Below are 14,976 nucleotides of genomic sequence, written 5' to 3'. Positions count from 1 at the left end.
TAAAGTTTTACGTTGCCTGTGTCCTGAGACAGCGCTACCTTAGTGGCCGTTCCCCTTTCTGGCAAGTAGTAAAATTACAACTCCCATGTCCCGCACAGGCTCGCGTACCACCGGTCGCCCCACTCTGGCAGAAGTCGCCAGGCTCTCCGGTGTTTCCCCCATCACCGCCTCGCGCGCCTTGCGCGGCATCAGTACCGTCGCCCCGGAGCTGGTCGAGAAAGTCATGGTCGCCGCTGCCAGCCTTGGCTATGTGGCCAACCCGGCTGCGCGGGCGCTGGCGTCGGCGCGCAGCCAATCGGTGGTGGTGCTGATCCCATCGCTGTCCAACCAGCTGTTCATCGATACCCTCGAAGCGATCCACGAGGTGATGCGCCCGCGCGGGCTGGAAGTGCTGATCGGCAACTATCACTACGACACTGCCGAAGAAGAAAACCTTATCCGCAATTACTTGGCCTACCAGCCCTGCGGCATGTTGCTCACCGGCTTCGAGCGCAGCGACGCCGCGCGGCAGATGCTGATGGCCAGCGGGGTGCCCTGCGTGCACATGATGGAGCTGGGCGGCGAGGCGGGCCAGCTGTCGGTGGGGTTCTCCCAGCAGCAGGCCGGGCGTGCAGCGGCACGCCACTTGATCGATCGAGGCCGGCGGCGCCTGGCGTTCATCGCCGCCCAGCTCGACCCGCGGGTGATGCAGCGCGCCGAGGGCTTTCGCCAGGCCCTGGCCGAAGCCGGCCTGCACGCACCGGAGCTGGAGCTGCTGGCGCCGCAGCCTTCGTCCATCGCCCTTGGCAGCGAGTTGTTCAGCCGTTTGCTTGTGCAGTCGCCGGACGTGGATGGCATCTTCTTCTGTAACGACGACCTCGCCCAGGGCGCGGTGCTGCAGGCGTTGCGCCAAGGGATTCAGGTGCCGCATCAGGTGGCGATGGTTGGCTTCAACGACCTGCCGGCTTCGGCACACATGGTGCCGCGCCTGACCTCGATCCGCACGCCGAGGGCCGCTGTCGGCCGTGGTGCGGCCCAGGCGTTGCTGGCCCTGCTCGATGGCAAGCGGGTGGCGACCGAGCAGCAGGACCTGGGGTTCGAGCTGATGGTTCGCGAAAGCACCTGAGGTTCGGCAGGCCGAGGGGTCAAGCCGACGTATCGAGCCTGTCGAGACTTTCCCGCAACTCGCGCAGCAGGATTTCCAGGCTGGCTTCCAGGCGGTGCAACGCGGCCCCGCTTGGCTGGCCCTGGGCGATGGCGTGCTCGACCGCTTCGCAATCGCCTACCACGCCACGTACCTTGAGCATCTTGGCCCCTCCTTTGATACGGTGAGCCAGGGCGCGGGTCGCTTCGTCTTCGGGCGTGTCGCCCAGAGCCCGCAGCGCGGTGAGGTCTTCGCTGGCGCTATGGGCAAGCTGGTCCAGCAGGCGACGAATGAGTGTCTCGTCATCCTGGGTCAGGTGACGCAGCTCATTGAGGTTGAAGCCAGTGGCCGGGACGTCGACCGGGCTGGGTTCCTCAGGCGCTGGCGGTCCGGAGGTCGGCAACGGCTGCGGTCGCGCCTGGGGCAGGTGGGCCTTGAGTGCTTGCAGACCGATGGGCTTGAACAGGCAATCGTCCATCCCGCTGGCCAGGCACCGGGCCTTTTCCTCGGCCTGGGCATTGGCCGTGATGCCAAGCATCCGGCAAGGCGGTAAATTGCGCTCACGTTCCAGGGCGCGGATCCGCCGGGTCAGCTCATGGCCATCCATCACGGGCATGCTGCAGTCGGTCAACACCACATCGAAGCTGCCGGCTTCCCATAGCGCCAAGGCTGCCGCACCGTGTTCGGCCAGGGTGACCCGATGCCCCAGGGTCGCCAACTGCTTGTCCAGCAGCAGGAGGTTGGCCGGATAGTCGTCGACCACCAGGATATTCAATGGCCTGCTCGCCTGTGATGGGGGGGCTTCGGGGTGTTCTTGCCGGGGCAGTGGCGTGGCAGGCGGCAGGGAAAGCTCCACTTCGATCCGGGTGCCCATGCCTTCCACGCTTTGCAGGTGCAACTGGCCGCCCATGAGCTCGGCCAGGGTGCGGCTGATCACCAGCCCCAAGCCTGCGCCCTGGCGGGCCTGGGGCCCGTTTACCTGGGCGAAGGTATTGAATAGCCTCGCCTGGTTCTCAGGGCTTATGCCGATACCCGTGTCCTGTACGGCCAACGCAACGCGAACTGGTGCCCCGGGCGCATCCGGAGCAAGCCTCAGGCTGACCTTCACGCTGCCGTGGTCGGTGAACTTGATGGCATTGCTGATTAGGTTGGAGAGAATCTGCTTAAGGCGCACCGGGTCGGCTTGCAGCCAGGCCGGAGCCTGGGGCAGTTCGGCGTCCAGAAGCAGGCCTTTGATGCGGGCATTGCCTTCGAACACACGCAAGGTCGAGCGGACCAGCTCGACCAGGTCCGTGGGCGCCGGTTGCAGGGTCAGGTGGCCGGACTCGATGCGCGAAATGTCGAGGATGTCGCCGATCAACTCAAGCAGGCCTACCGCCGAGCCGTGTGCGGTTTGTAGCGCCTGTGTGTCGCTGCGGCCGTGACGGCTGTCTTCCAGCGCGAGCTCGAGCAGGCCGATCACGGCATTCATGGGCGTGCGGATTTCGTGGCTCATGATCGCCAGGAAGGTGCTCTTGGCCTGGCTGGCCTGCTCGGCTTCGTCCTTGGCTTGGCGCAATTGCTCCAGCAAGCTCCGGCTCAGGGCCAGCTGGGCCTGCAGGGCACGTTCGGCCTCGGTGCGCTGGTGAATGAGCTTGCGCAGGTAGGTGTTCCAGAACACCACGCCGGCCAGCAGCAGGACGGCCAGCGCGACGACTTGCAAGACCAGGTTGCGGTAGTTGCGCCACGGGCTGTCGCTGACCACGGTGGTGGTGCGCCAGCGATTGACCACCTGATCCAGCTCCTCGGGCGGTATGCTCAACAGTGTCTTGTTCAGGATCGATTGCAACAGTGGCTGGTTGGGCGCCACCGCGAAGGCCGCCACCGCCGGTTCGTCACTCTGCAGGCCGGCGATGCGCAAGGTGTTCTTGAACACATGGGCGATGTAATAGCTGGCATTGATGTGCGAACTGAGCGCGACATCCGCCTCGCCATTGGCCACTGCTTCCATCAGCTCCAGGTGAGTGTCCACCTCGACCAGGCGTGCACGAGGGTATTTCTGCCGCAGCGTCTCTCGCTGTGGGGCGCCGCGCAGCAGAGCGACCCGTCGCCCGTCCAAGGCGGTGGGGGCGCCGGCCCAGTAAGCATCGCTGCGGGTGACCAGGACCCTTGGGCTCACCAGGTAAGGACGGGTATAGCGCAGGCGTGCCGCCCGCTCGGGGCCATAGCCCAGGGCGCCGATCATCTCGGCTTTACCCTCGGCCACCTGGTCGACCATTTCCTGGATCGAGTCGCGTTCGACGATTTCGAAGCGCAGGCCGGTCAACAGGCGGATCTGCTTGAGCAGGTCGATCGTGATACCGCTGGGGTGATGCGCGGCGTCATTGAAGGTCAGGGGGGCGAGCGAACTGTTTACCAGTACGCGGATTTTCGGGGTTTGCTTGATCCAGTCCTGCTCTTCGGCGGTCAGGGCCCCGGTGTGGTTCTTCAGTAGCAGGCTGGTGTTGCCGGTGCTCCAGCGGCGCAATATGTCCAGCCGTTCACTGTCACTGATTCTGGCGAGGGCGCTATCGACCAGTCGCTGTAGGCGAGGGTTGTCGCGAGCCAGGGCAAAGGCGAAGACATCCGTCGCCAGCGGGCTGAAATGGTCGATCTTCACCAGGCCCTGCAGACTCTTGCCAACCAGGTAGTCGGTGCTGATGGCATCGCCCAGGTAGGCATCCACCTCGCCCAGCGCCACGGCGGAGAGCCCTGCCAGGGTCGAGCGATACAGGCGTAGCTGCGCCTGGGGATATTGCTTGCGGACCTCGGATTCCGGCAGGTAGTGATCGACCATCGCCAAGCGCAAGCCGGCCAGGTCCTTGGCGTGCCGGGCGAGCATCCGGTCTTGCCGGCTGACGATCACTGGCAGGTCATCGGCATAAGGTTGGCTGAGCACCAATTGGGCATCGGCGGCCTCGAACGCGTTCGAGCTGCCCAGCAGGTCGATGCTGCCTGCGCGGAGTGCCTCGATGGCTGCCTGGCGATCGGGGAAGCGTCGGACTTCGATCGCCACACCCAACTGTTCGGCGATCAGGCCGGCATAGTCGGCGCTGATTCCTTCGTAATCGGTGAGGCTGGTGTTGATCTCGAACGGTGGGTAGTCCGGCTTCGAACTCCCGAGCACCAGGGTCTTGCGCCGCTCCAGCCATTGCCGATCGACCGGGTCCATCGGCAAGGGCGGTGCGACGCTCAGGGACCGGGCCAGTAAGTGGCGGGCCTCGCTGTCCGCGCTTGCCGCAGGCGAGGTGGCTACCAGGCATAAGCCCAATAGAAGAACGCCCAGCGCCCTCCTCATAGAGAGTGCGCTCAAGCGACCTGGTTGCGCTTGGCCAAGTCAACCATCTCGACCAGCGACTCGGTCTTGAGCTTGTCCATGATCCGGCCCCGGTAGGTGCTGATGGTCTTGGCGCTGAGGTTCATGCATTCGCCGATGAATTTGTTGTTCTCCCCTCGGCTGAGGCGACGCAGCACTTCCATTTCGCGATTCGAAAGGCTCCCTAGACGTTCGCACTCGCTCTCCAGCGAACTGCTGTTGACCGACATCTGTGGAAAGGTCGAGTAACCCTTGACCAGCGCCTTCAAGGCGAACACCAGGGCATCGAGGTCTTCATCCTTGTTGACGAAGGCGGCAATCCCGGCATCCAGGCAGCGACGTACATAAAGGTCGGCAGGTTGGCCGGTGAGCACCATGATCTTCGGTGCAGGCTCAAGCAATTGCAGCCGCTTGATCACTTCCATGCCGTCGAGGCCCGGTAGGCCGATGTCGAGGATCACCACGTCGGGGCGAAGTGAGCGTGCTTTCTGCACGGCATCGATACCGTCTCCTGATTCACCGATGACGCGAAAACGTTCGCGTTCGAGCAACATGCGTACCGCGAGTCGAACGGTTGGATGGTCGTCAACCATCAGAACGGCTGTCATTGGATAACTCCTGTAGGAATGTGGTCCGTTTCCTGAAATCCCGCAGGAATACCCTCTGGGACCTGCGCGGAGCGCGCAAGATACGTTTATTCGGGTGGCATAGTAATAGGAAGCGTAGGGGCGTTGAATAAACGAAGCGTATTTGTTGAAAAGTCCTACAAGCGGTATGGCAATGATACAAGTCGGCCGGTCATCGTCAACCCGCGGTCCCTATCCGCCGGCCTGGGTGCATCGGCTATGGGGCTTGATGACGCGCTGGCCTGAGGCCGGGTTGTCCAGCAGGGCGGTTCCGACTCGTGTTGGCCGGGGGACCAGCTGACCACCACAATTCGGGCAACGTCCCTGGAAATGCTCCTCGTCGCAGGCCCGGCAAAAGGTGCATTCGAACGAGCAGATCCTTGCGTCCGGGCTGTCGCCTGGCAGGTCGATGTCGCAGCATTCGCAGTTGGGGCGCAGTTCGAGCATCTGTGTAACCTCATTGTGTTTTTTGTAGGAATGATCTTGGGCTTCAACCCAAGGGGCGATAGAGGTGAGCGTGCCCGGCCCGGTACAAGGCCGACTCGGCGAATGGGGTGTCGCCCAGTACATGACCCACCAGGATCAATGCCGTGCGCCGGAAGCCTTTGGCTGCCGTGAGCGCGACGATATCCTGCAAGGTCCCTCGCACCCAGTCCTGGTCCGGCCAGGTGGCGCGGTGCACCACGGCAGCCGGGCAATCCGGGCCGTAGTGGGGCAACAGCTCGGCGACGATGCGCTCAAGGTGCTTGACGCCCAGGTGGATCGCCAGGGTGCTGCGGTGCCGGGCCAGGTCGGCCAACTGCTCGCCCGCGGGCATGGGCGAGCTGTCCCCGTAGCGGGTGAGGATCACTGTCTGCGCCACTTGCGGCAAGGTCAGCTCGCAGCCGAGCAAGGCTGCGCTGGCGGCAGTGGCCGTGACGCCCGGGATCACCTGGTAGTCGATACCCAGCTCGCGCAGGTGGCGGATCTGCTCGCCGATCGCCCCGTACAGGCTCGGATCGCCACTGTGCACGCGGGCGACATCATGGCCTTGTTCATGGGCGTTGCGCATGGCTGCGATGATCTGGTCGAGGTGCAGTTCGGCGCTGTTGATCACCGTATGGGCATTATGGCCCTGCAGGACGGCTGCGGGCACCAGGGAGCCGGCATAGATGATCACCGGGCACTGACGGATCAGGCGCTGGCCCTTGATCGTGATCAGTTCCGGATCGCCGGGGCCGGCACCGATGAAGAAGACCGTCATGGAAAATCCTTGCAGTAGGGCAATAGAAAGCGGCGATTATCGGCTGCACGCCAAGGCAACGGTAGCCCGGTCGCCTACTTGGCGTGGCACCAGCAACCGGGGCGTCCCTTGTTTTTGTGCGGCCAACGCCAATGCTGCACTTTCGGCGACCCCCCAGCAGCCGCTGTGGTTGAATGCGGCGGCCGAGCGATGGCTGAGCAATGGTTCGAAGGTATGCAATTGTACGGACGGAAACAGCGTCAGGGCGAGCCCGAGGCGGCTGGCCAGTGCCTGCAACCCGGCTTCTTCGGCCTTGAGGTCGATGCTGGTGATGCCGCGCAATTGCGCCAGTTGCAGGCCATGGGCAGCCAGTGTGTCACGCAGGAGCCGCTCGAGGTGGTCGGCCGGGCATCCTCTGCGGCACCCAAAGCCGGCGTAGAACGCCGGCAACAGGGGAGGGCGAGTCATCAGGCCTGGCTGGAACGACGATAAAGCCAGGCGCTGAGCAGGCCGAGGGCGAGCCAGAAGGCCGCGTTGGTCAACCAGGAGGCAAGCTTGAATTGGGCTTCCAGGGCCTCGGGGGCCAGGCTCTCATGGACGGTTGGTTGTGGGGCGCCGACCAGGTGGGGAATCGCCAGCAAGGCCACGCCGAGCGTCTTGAACAGCCAGTGCCGAGCGAACACCGCCAGTGCCAGGCCTGCGGCGGTGGCAGCCGCTGTGCTGGCCCACCAGGCCTGACGTTGGCCCAGGTCGGCCGCGACAGTGCCTGGCAGTTCCGGGGGCAGCCCGAGGGTCGGCGCCAGGCAGAACACCGCAAAGCCGGCCAGCCCCCATAGCGCACCGGTGCTCAACGTGCGGGGCTCGCGCAGGCTGTACAGCGCAGCAAGGACCAGGGCGAAGCCGACGGCCACCACCAGGTTGCCACCGGTCGTGGACACTAGGCGTTGCCAGCCGTCTTCAGGGGCCCAGGCTTCGGCGTCGTGGGTGTGGGCGGCCACGCCATCGTCATGCGCGTGGTGCTCGGCGCTCGGGGCGTTGTTCTCGTAGGTTTCCGCCTGGAGAATCAGCGGCGTGACCCAGAGACTCTGCAACAAGGTCAGCAACAGGGCAGCGAGCAGCCCGCTGAAGCCGGCGGTTCGGGCAATGCGCTTGATCATGCAGGCGTACTCAGTGGCAAGGGAAGGCGGCGCTGTGGCGGGTATCGTGGGCGGCGTTGTGCACGGCCTCGATGTGCGAGAAGCCGGCGAAGTAGACCAGGCACAGGCCTAGCAGGCTGGCGCCGATGGCGAGGAGCACGCGCTGGCTGAGGCTGACGGGAGTGGCGATGCTGTGTTTGGCGCTGGTGACGGACATGACGCGTTCCTCTGCTTTTTTATGGGCGACGGGCACGGGCGTCACGCCTGGGCAGAGCTTGCCCAAGGCACACGACAGCACCCGCCCACCGCGGGGTGTTCATTCGTCGTCAGGCCGGTCTCCGGGCTGGCGAGGAGGAGGCAGGCTCCCTGGACAGCGTCACCTTCCCATGCCATACGACGCGGCACAGTGGTCAAGACGCGCACTCGCTTACCGTTGCGGGGGCAGCACCGGCCTTGCCCGGCCCCTTGGGGCCTGCGACGCACCGGTTTCCCGTTTCACCCCCCGAGGGGGCACCTGAACGCAAGGTGCAAGCAAAGCATGCGGCCGATGCTCCGTCAATTGGTGCCGTAGGAGCATCTCCTGTGGGTGCGGGTAAACCCGCTCCCACAAAATCCGTTCTCTATGGAGATGGAGGGAATACTGCGCTGATGGTTGACCGCCTACCCACCACTGCGTAGCCTTGCCGCTTCGAGGTTCTGCGGCGTCGGCCGCAGCTAAGACGGGAACGCGGTCCAAGCCGCGGCTGCCCCCGCAACTGTAGGCACTGAACAGGATCGACACAGCCACTGCGCTCCGCGTGGGAAGGCGTCGCTCCACCGGCTACGGCCGGTACGGTGCAAGCCAGGAGACCTGCCTCGTGACGTTTTCGACTTTCAACCGGGCGGGGTGATCCGGTGGCGAACGAGCCCGGCCGACAAGCCCGAGGCTTTCGTCCTGCATGCCCGCGCCATCCTGCCAAGGGCATCGCGACATGAAAACACTGGCCAAGCTCCCCGTCACCATCGTCACCGGCTTCCTCGGCTCGGGCAAGACCACCCTGCTTCGGCACATGCTCGACAACGCCCAGGGCCGGCGCATCGCGGTCATCGTCAACGAGTTCGGCGAACTGGGCATCGATGGCGAAATCCTCAAGCAATGCAGCATCGGTTGCACCGAGGAGGAAGCCAGTGGCCGTGTCTACGAACTGGCCAACGGTTGCCTGTGCTGCACCGTGCAGGAAGAGTTCTTCCCGGTCATGCGTGAACTGGTGGCACGCCGCGCTGACCTGGACCACATTCTCATCGAAACCAGCGGCCTGGCCTTGCCCAAGCCACTGGTACAGGCCTTCCAGTGGCCGGAAATCCGCAACGCCTGCACCGTCGACGCAGTGATCACCGTGGTCGACAGCCCGGCGGTGGCCGCCGGTACCTTCGCGGCCTATCCCGACCAGGTGGATGCCCAGCGCAAGCTCGACCCCAACCTGGACCATGAGTCGCCTCTGCACGAGCTGTTCGCCGACCAGTTGGCCAGCGCCGACCTGGTGGTGCTCAACAAGGCTGACCTGATCGATGCTACAGGCCTGGCCAAGGTCCGTGCCGAGGTGCTGGAGGAGCTGCCGCCGGCGGTCAAGGTCATCGAGGCCAGCAGCGGCCGCCTGCCGCTTGAGGTGCTGCTTGGTGTAGGGGCCGAAGCCGAGGCGCACATCGACGGTCGCCGTACCCACCATGATGCCCATCACGACGGCGATGACCATGACGATCACGACCACGATGCCTTCGACTCCATTTCCATCGACCTGCCGGAGGCGGACGAGAGCCTGCTGCTCGACGCCCTGACCCAACTGGTGGTGGAGTTCGGCATCCTGCGCGCCAAGGGCTTCGCCGCCATCCCCGGCAAGCCCATGCGCTTGCTGATCCAGGGCGTCGGCACCCGCTTCGACAAGCACTTCGACCGTGCCTGGCGCGCCGAAGAGCCGCGCATCACGCGCCTGGTGCTGATCGGCCAGGACCTGGACGCCGCGCAGCTGGAAGCGCGCCTGCGCCAAGCCCTGGGCGCCTGACCCATGCACCTGCTGCGGACCCAGCCCGGCGGCTTCGTGCCGGACGACAGCATCGCCGACCTCGGCCAGACGCCGGCCGAACTGGTGATTCTCTGCAGCGGTGACTCGCACCTGGCGCTGCTCGCCGAAACCGCCGAGCAGCTGCCGGAGGGCTTCCCCAGCCTGCGCCTGGCCAACCCCATGCAGGTGCAGAACCACGCCTCGGTCGACCTTTATGTGGACCAGGTGCTGCGCCATGCGAAGGTGATTCTGGTGTCGTTGCACGGTGGGGTCGGCTATTGGCGCTATGGTGTCGAGCAGCTGGTGGCCCTGGCCGCCCGTGGCGTCCAGCTGATCCTGGTGCCTGGGGACGACCGCCCGGACCCTGAACTGACCGGCCTGGGCACGGTGACCGGTGCACAGGCCGAACGCCTGTGGCATTACCTGCGCCAGGGTGGCAAGGCCAATGCCCTGAACCTGTTCAACTGCCTGGCCAGCCTGTGGCTGGAGCGCGACTACGCCTGGGAAGAACCGCAACCCTTGCCGCGTACCAGCGTGTACCACCCCAGCAAGCCCAGCGCGACCCTCCAGGATTGGTACGCCCAATGGCACCCCGACCAACCTGTAGCGCCGGTGCTGTTCTATCGATCGCACCTGCAGGCGGCCAACACCTCGTTCGTCGATGTGTTCTGCCAGCGCCTGCAGGCCGCAGGGCTCAACCCGCTGCCGATCGCCGTGGCCAGCCTCAAGGAGGCCGCCTGCCTCGCGCAGGTCGAGGCCTGGCTGGACGAGGCCGGCGCCGAAGTGGTGATCAATACCACCGGTTTTGCCCTGTCCAGCCCGGAGCAGCCCAACCTGCGCCCGCTGCGGCGCGACATCCCGGTGCTCCAGGCGATCTGCGCCCAGGACAACCAGCCGGCCTGGGAGGCCAGCGAACAGGGCCTGGGCGCTCGTGACTTGGCCATGCACATCGTCTTGCCGGAGCTGGATGGGCGTATCATCACTCGGCCGGTCAGCTTCAAGGACCTGGCCTGGCGCAGCGAGCGCAGCCAGTCGGACGTGGTCTGCTACCGCGCCCACCCCGAGCGCATGGACTTCATCGCCGAACTGGCACGTCGCTGGGTGACGCTGGCGCGCCTGCCCAACGCGCAGAAGCGTGTGGCCCTGGTGCTGGCCAATTACCCGACCCGCGACGGGCGCATCGGCAACGGCGTTGGCCTGGATACCCCAGGCGCCGCGCTGAATATCCTCCTGGCCCTGCAGGGGCAGGGCTACCCGGTAGAGGGCCTGCCGCCGAGCGGCACTGCGTTGATCCACCAATTGCTGGGCGGTGTGACCAACGACCTGGACCACCTCGACCAGCGCCCCTGTGCCCAGAGCCTGAGCATGGCCGACTACCAGCAGGCCTTCGCCTCGCTGCCACAGGCCAACCAGCAGGCCGTGCTGGAGCGTTGGGGGCCGCCGGAGCAGGACCCGATGTTCCGCAGCGGCCGGATGATGATCGCCGGCCTGCGCTATGGCCTGACCTTTGTCGGCATCCAGCCCGCCCGGGGCTATCAGGCGGACCCCAGCGCGGTCTACCACGACCCGGACCTGGTGCCGCCGCATGGCTACCTGGCGTTCCATTTCTGGCTGCGCAACGGCTATGCCGCCGACGCCGTGGTTCATGTCGGCAAGCACGGCAACCTCGAATGGCTACCCGGCAAGGGCGTCGGGTTGTCGGCCGAGTGCTGGCCGGACGCATTGCTCGGCCCGCTGCCGAATATCTATCCGTTCATCGTCAACGACCCGGGCGAGGGTGCCCAGGCCAAGCGCCGAACCCAGGCGGTGATCATCGACCACCTCATGCCGCCGCTGACCCGTGCCGAAACCTACGGCCCGCTGCGCCACCTGGAGCGCCTGGCCGACGAATACTACGATGCGCAACTGCTCGACCCGCGTCGGGCCCGCGAACTGCAGCGCGATATTCTCGAACTGCTCAAGGCCAACCATATCGACCGCGAACTTCAGCTCGAGGGGCAATTGGACGATGCTTCACTGTGGCTGCCACGGTTGGATACCTACCTGTGCGACCTCAAGGAGTCACAGATCCGCGATGGCCTGCATGTGTTCGGGCAGTCGCCGCAAGGGCGTTTGCGCCGCGACACCTTGCTGGCGCTGCTGCGTGTCGAGCGCGGCGATGGCAAAGGCGCCAACGCCAGCCTTGTCCGCGCCCTGGCCAAAGCCATGGCCCTGGGCTTCGACCCGCTGGACTGTGACCTCGGCCAACCGTGGCATGGGCCGCGCCCGCAACATTTGCTGGCGCTCGACGACGCGATCTGGCGCACTTGCGGCGATACCCGCGAACGCCTCGAGCTCCTGGCGCTGTTGCTGATCGAGCAGGCCTTGGCGGGGCACCTGCAATTGCCCGGCGAGCCCGCCTGGCAACCGGTCGCGACAGTCCTCCAAACGTTGGTCGACACGCTGGCGCCGACCCTGGATGGCTGTGGTGCAGCGGAAATCGACGGCCTGCTGGCGGCCCTGAGCGGGCGCTTCGTTCCGGCAGGCCCGAGCGGCGCGCCCAGTCGTGGCCGCCTGGACGTGCTGCCCACGGGCCGCAACTTCTATACCGTGGACGTACGCAACTTGCCCACGACCACTGCCTGGCGCCTGGGCTTCGCCTCGGCCAACCTGATTCTCGAGCGCCATCTGCAGGATCATGGTGACCATTTGCGGCAGCTCGGCCTGTCGGTGTGGGGCACCGCGACCATGCGCACCGGAGGCGACGACATCGCCCAAGCCATGGCCTTGATGGGCGTGCGCCCGGTGTGGGCCACCGGCAGCCAGCGGGTCGACGATTTCGAGATCCTGCCCCTTAGCCTCCTCGACCGCCCACGGGTCGACGTGACCCTGCGCGTATCGGGCTTTTTCCGCGATGCCTTCGGCAACCTGATCCGCCTGTTCGACGCCGCGGTACAGGCGGTGGCAGCCTTGGACGAGCCCGAGGACCTCAACCCCCTGGCCGCCCGCGTGCGACGCGAACGCGAGGCGTTGCTGGCCGAAGGCTTGCAGCCCGAGCAAGCCGCGCGCCAGGCCGGCTGGCGGGTCTTCGGCGCCAAGCCCGGCAGCTATGGCGCCGGTGTGCAGAACGCCATCGATGGTCGGCTCTGGCAGACCCGCGACGACTTGGCCGAGGTCTACCTCAACCATGGCGGCTACGCCTATGGCGGCGCTGACGAAGGCACCCCGGCCCGAGCCGCGTTCGCCCGGCGCCTGGGCCAGGTGCAAGCGGTGCTGCACAACCAGGACAATCACGAGCACGACCTGCTCGATTCCAACGACTACTACCAGTTCCAGGGCGGCATGCTCGCAGCCTCCGAAACCCTGGCCGGCAGAACGCTGGCCAGCTACCACGGCGACCACAGCCAGGCCGACCGCCCACGCATCCGGACTCTCAAGGAAGAACTGAACCGGGTGATCCGCGCCCGGGTCCTGAACCCCAAGTGGATCGACGGTGCCAAGCGCCACGGCTACAAGGGTGCTTTCGAGCTGGCGGCGACGGTCGACAACCTGTTCGCCTTCGACGCCACCACGCACCTGATCGACGACCACCATTACCAGTCCCTGGCCGATGCCTATGTGCTCGACCCCGCGACCCGTGACTTCATGCGCCAGCACAATCCCGAGGCCCTGCGCGACCTCACCGAGCGCTTGCTCGAAGCCCAGCAGCGCGGCTTGTGGGAGACGCCGGGTGACTACCGCCAAGCGCTCGAAGAGCAATTGCTCGATGGCGAGGAACAAGCCTGAAATGAATGACCCCTTGCAATTCCCGCTGGCCGCCGTAGTGGGGGCCGACGAACTCAAGCTGGCCCTGTGCCTGACCGCCATCGACCCCAAGATCGGGGGTGTGCTGATCGAAGGCCCCCGGGGCATGGCCAAGAGCACGCTGGCCCGCGGTCTGGCCGACCTGCTGCAAGCGCCTGGGCACACACCGCCGTTCGTGACCCTGCCACTGGGTGCCACCGAGGAACGCTTGGTCGGCACCCTGGACCTGGATGCCGCGCTGGGGCAGGGCAAGGCGCAGTTTTCTCCCGGCGTGTTGGCCCAGGCCGATGGCGGCGTGCTCTACGTCGATGAGGTCAACCTGTTGCCCGACCCATTGGTGGACCTGCTGCTGGACGTAGCCGCCAGCGGCACCAACCGCATTGAGCGCGATGGTATCTCGCACCGTCACGACGCCCGCTTCGTGCTCATCGGCACCATGAACCCTGAGGAAGGCGAGCTGCGCCCGCAGCTGCTCGACCGTTTCGGCCTGAACGTCGCCCTCGAAGGCCTGCCGCCGCCAGAGGCCCGGCAGCAGATCATTCGCCGCCGGTTGGCCTTCGACAGCGACCCGCAGGCGTTCTGCACGCAGTGGGCCGATGCCCAGGCGCAGCTGCGCGAGCGCTGCCAGGCTGCACGTCAGCGCCTGGCGCAGATTCCGCTGGATGACCAGGCCCTGGCCTGGATCACCGAAGGCTGCTTCAGTGCAGGGGTCGACGGCCTGCGTGCCGACCTGGTCTGGTTACGCGCGGCTCGGGCCCACGCAGCCTGGCGAGGGGGGGAGACGATCGAGCAGGGCGACGTGCAGGCCGTGGCGGAATTCGCCTTGCGCCATCGGCGCCGCGAGCTGCCGACGGCCGATGCCCCGACCACAGCGCCGGCCCCGAGCGGTGGCCATGCAGGCCCTCAGGGCGGTGAGGGCGACTGGGGCGCGTTGGCACCGCAGGCGGTCGGCAGCGGCGTCCGGCGCGAGGTGCCGAACTGGGCAAAAAAGCCCTGAGCATCCGCCCGCCCGCTGCACAGGCGGCGGATGCCAGGCCCCAGGCAGGAGCGCTCGCCGGTGTGACCCGGGGCCGGGCCCGTAATGGTGGTTCGGCGCGGGTCGCCTGGCTGCCCACCTTGCTCAAGGGGCGACCGCGGCAACGCCAGGACCTGTGCTGGCAACAGCGCCAGGCCAAGGCGCCGGAGCTGTGGCTGGTGATCGTCGACGCCTCGGCGTCCACCCGGCGCAACCAGGCGCTGGCCCAGGCCAAGGGCCTGCTGGCCGAGCTGTTCGACCAGGCCTACCGTCAGCGTGCCCGCCTGGCCCTGCTGACGGCCAGCGGTGGTGCGCCGCGCTGGCAGCGTCATGGGCTCAAGGCATCGGCGGCGCTGCAGCCGTGGTTGCAGGCACTCGGTGCAGGCGGCGGTACGCCATTGATCGCTGCATTGGAAGAAGCGCGCCGCTGGTTGCTGGCGCGTGAAAAGCGACACCCTCAGGAAACCCGGCGCTGCCTGGTCGTCACCGATGGTCGCCTGCAGCGTTGGAGCCCGCTGCACCCGATGCCGTGCGCGACGGTGCTGGTGGACATCGAACGGGCGGCGGTGCGTGTGGGGCGGGGGCAGCAACTGGCGGCGCAACTGCAGGCCGATTATCGGCACATCGAGCAGTTCAAGCCGTTGGCTTGAACGTGCTGAAGACGTGCGGGCTGCGACAATAAGCCGCAAATAAAAAGT

12 protein-coding genes and 2 riboswitches are annotated in these 14,976 nt (G+C 66.2%); of the genes, 5 read left to right on the top strand and 7 right to left on the bottom strand.

Annotated features, from left to right (window positions below):
- The first annotated feature begins 85 nt into the window (after positions 1-85).
- The gene (gnuR, locus tag ACXHGZ_RS11305; protein WP_480463890.1) at positions 86-1,105 is read left to right on the top strand and encodes a transcriptional regulator GnuR; all 1,020 of its coding nucleotides are present in this window, start codon (positions 86-88) and stop codon (positions 1,103-1,105) included.
- Between the two features lie 19 nt (positions 1,106-1,124).
- Here the strand turns inward: gnuR and ACXHGZ_RS11300 are convergent, their stop codons facing one another.
- From ACXHGZ_RS11300 to ACXHGZ_RS11270, 7 genes are all read right to left on the bottom strand, one after another.
- Positions 1,125-4,439 (bottom strand): transporter substrate-binding domain-containing protein, encoded by a 3,315-nt coding sequence (locus tag ACXHGZ_RS11300; protein ID WP_480464040.1) that lies wholly within the window; start codon positions 4,437-4,439, stop codon positions 1,125-1,127.
- A gap of 11 nt (positions 4,440-4,450) precedes the next feature.
- The gene (locus ACXHGZ_RS11295) at positions 4,451-5,065 is read right to left on the bottom strand and encodes a response regulator (protein WP_480463888.1); all 615 of its coding nucleotides are present in this window, start codon (positions 5,063-5,065) and stop codon (positions 4,451-4,453) included.
- A 210-nt stretch (positions 5,066-5,275) separates the two neighbouring features.
- Positions 5,276-5,530, bottom strand: a complete 255-nt coding sequence (locus ACXHGZ_RS11290) for a DUF1272 domain-containing protein (RefSeq protein WP_480463887.1) — start codon at positions 5,528-5,530, stop codon at positions 5,276-5,278.
- Positions 5,531-5,573: 43 nt separating this feature from the next.
- Positions 5,574-6,326 carry a precorrin-4 C(11)-methyltransferase gene (gene cobM / locus ACXHGZ_RS11285; RefSeq protein WP_480463885.1) on the bottom strand — a complete coding sequence of 251 codons (753 nt, stop codon included), beginning with the start codon at positions 6,324-6,326 and terminating at the stop codon, positions 5,574-5,576.
- 36 nt (positions 6,327-6,362) lie between these two features.
- Positions 6,363-6,755, bottom strand: coding sequence for a cobalamin biosynthesis protein (locus tag ACXHGZ_RS11280; protein WP_480464039.1), 393 nt, complete (start codon positions 6,753-6,755; stop codon positions 6,363-6,365).
- Positions 6,756-6,772: 17 nt separating this feature from the next.
- The gene (locus ACXHGZ_RS11275) at positions 6,773-7,462 is read right to left on the bottom strand and encodes a CbtA family protein (protein WP_480463884.1); all 690 of its coding nucleotides are present in this window, start codon (positions 7,460-7,462) and stop codon (positions 6,773-6,775) included.
- A 10-nt stretch (positions 7,463-7,472) separates the two neighbouring features.
- Positions 7,473-7,658, bottom strand: coding sequence for a CbtB domain-containing protein (locus ACXHGZ_RS11270; RefSeq protein WP_084858074.1), 186 nt, complete (start codon positions 7,656-7,658; stop codon positions 7,473-7,475).
- A gap of 95 nt (positions 7,659-7,753) precedes the next feature.
- Positions 7,754-7,974: riboswitch (cobalamin riboswitch) on the bottom strand.
- A gap of 141 nt (positions 7,975-8,115) precedes the next feature.
- Positions 8,116-8,313, top strand: a riboswitch (cobalamin riboswitch).
- A gap of 99 nt (positions 8,314-8,412) precedes the next feature.
- Between ACXHGZ_RS11270 and cobW the strand changes: the two genes are divergently transcribed.
- From cobW to ACXHGZ_RS11250, 4 genes are all read left to right on the top strand, one after another.
- Positions 8,413-9,480, top strand: coding sequence for a cobalamin biosynthesis protein CobW (gene cobW / locus ACXHGZ_RS11265; RefSeq protein WP_480463883.1), 1,068 nt, complete (start codon positions 8,413-8,415; stop codon positions 9,478-9,480).
- 3 nt (positions 9,481-9,483) lie between these two features.
- Positions 9,484-13,245, top strand: coding sequence for a cobaltochelatase subunit CobN (cobN, locus tag ACXHGZ_RS11260; RefSeq protein WP_480463881.1), 3,762 nt, complete (start codon positions 9,484-9,486; stop codon positions 13,243-13,245).
- A 1-nt stretch (position 13,246) separates the two neighbouring features.
- Positions 13,247-14,260: a magnesium chelatase ATPase subunit I gene (locus ACXHGZ_RS11255; RefSeq protein ID WP_084858071.1), complete on the top strand. Its 1,014-nt coding sequence runs from the start codon at positions 13,247-13,249 to the stop codon at positions 14,258-14,260.
- A gap of 62 nt (positions 14,261-14,322) precedes the next feature.
- Positions 14,323-14,928 carry a vWA domain-containing protein gene (locus ACXHGZ_RS11250; RefSeq protein WP_084858070.1) on the top strand — a complete coding sequence of 202 codons (606 nt, stop codon included), beginning with the start codon at positions 14,323-14,325 and terminating at the stop codon, positions 14,926-14,928.
- Positions 14,929-14,976: the final 48 nt, after the last annotated feature.

It is taken from the genome of Pseudomonas shiyinii, from assembly GCF_056725765.1.
The sequence above is the reverse complement of the archived record's forward strand: the minus strand, read 5'-3'. Positions and strand labels throughout refer to the sequence as shown.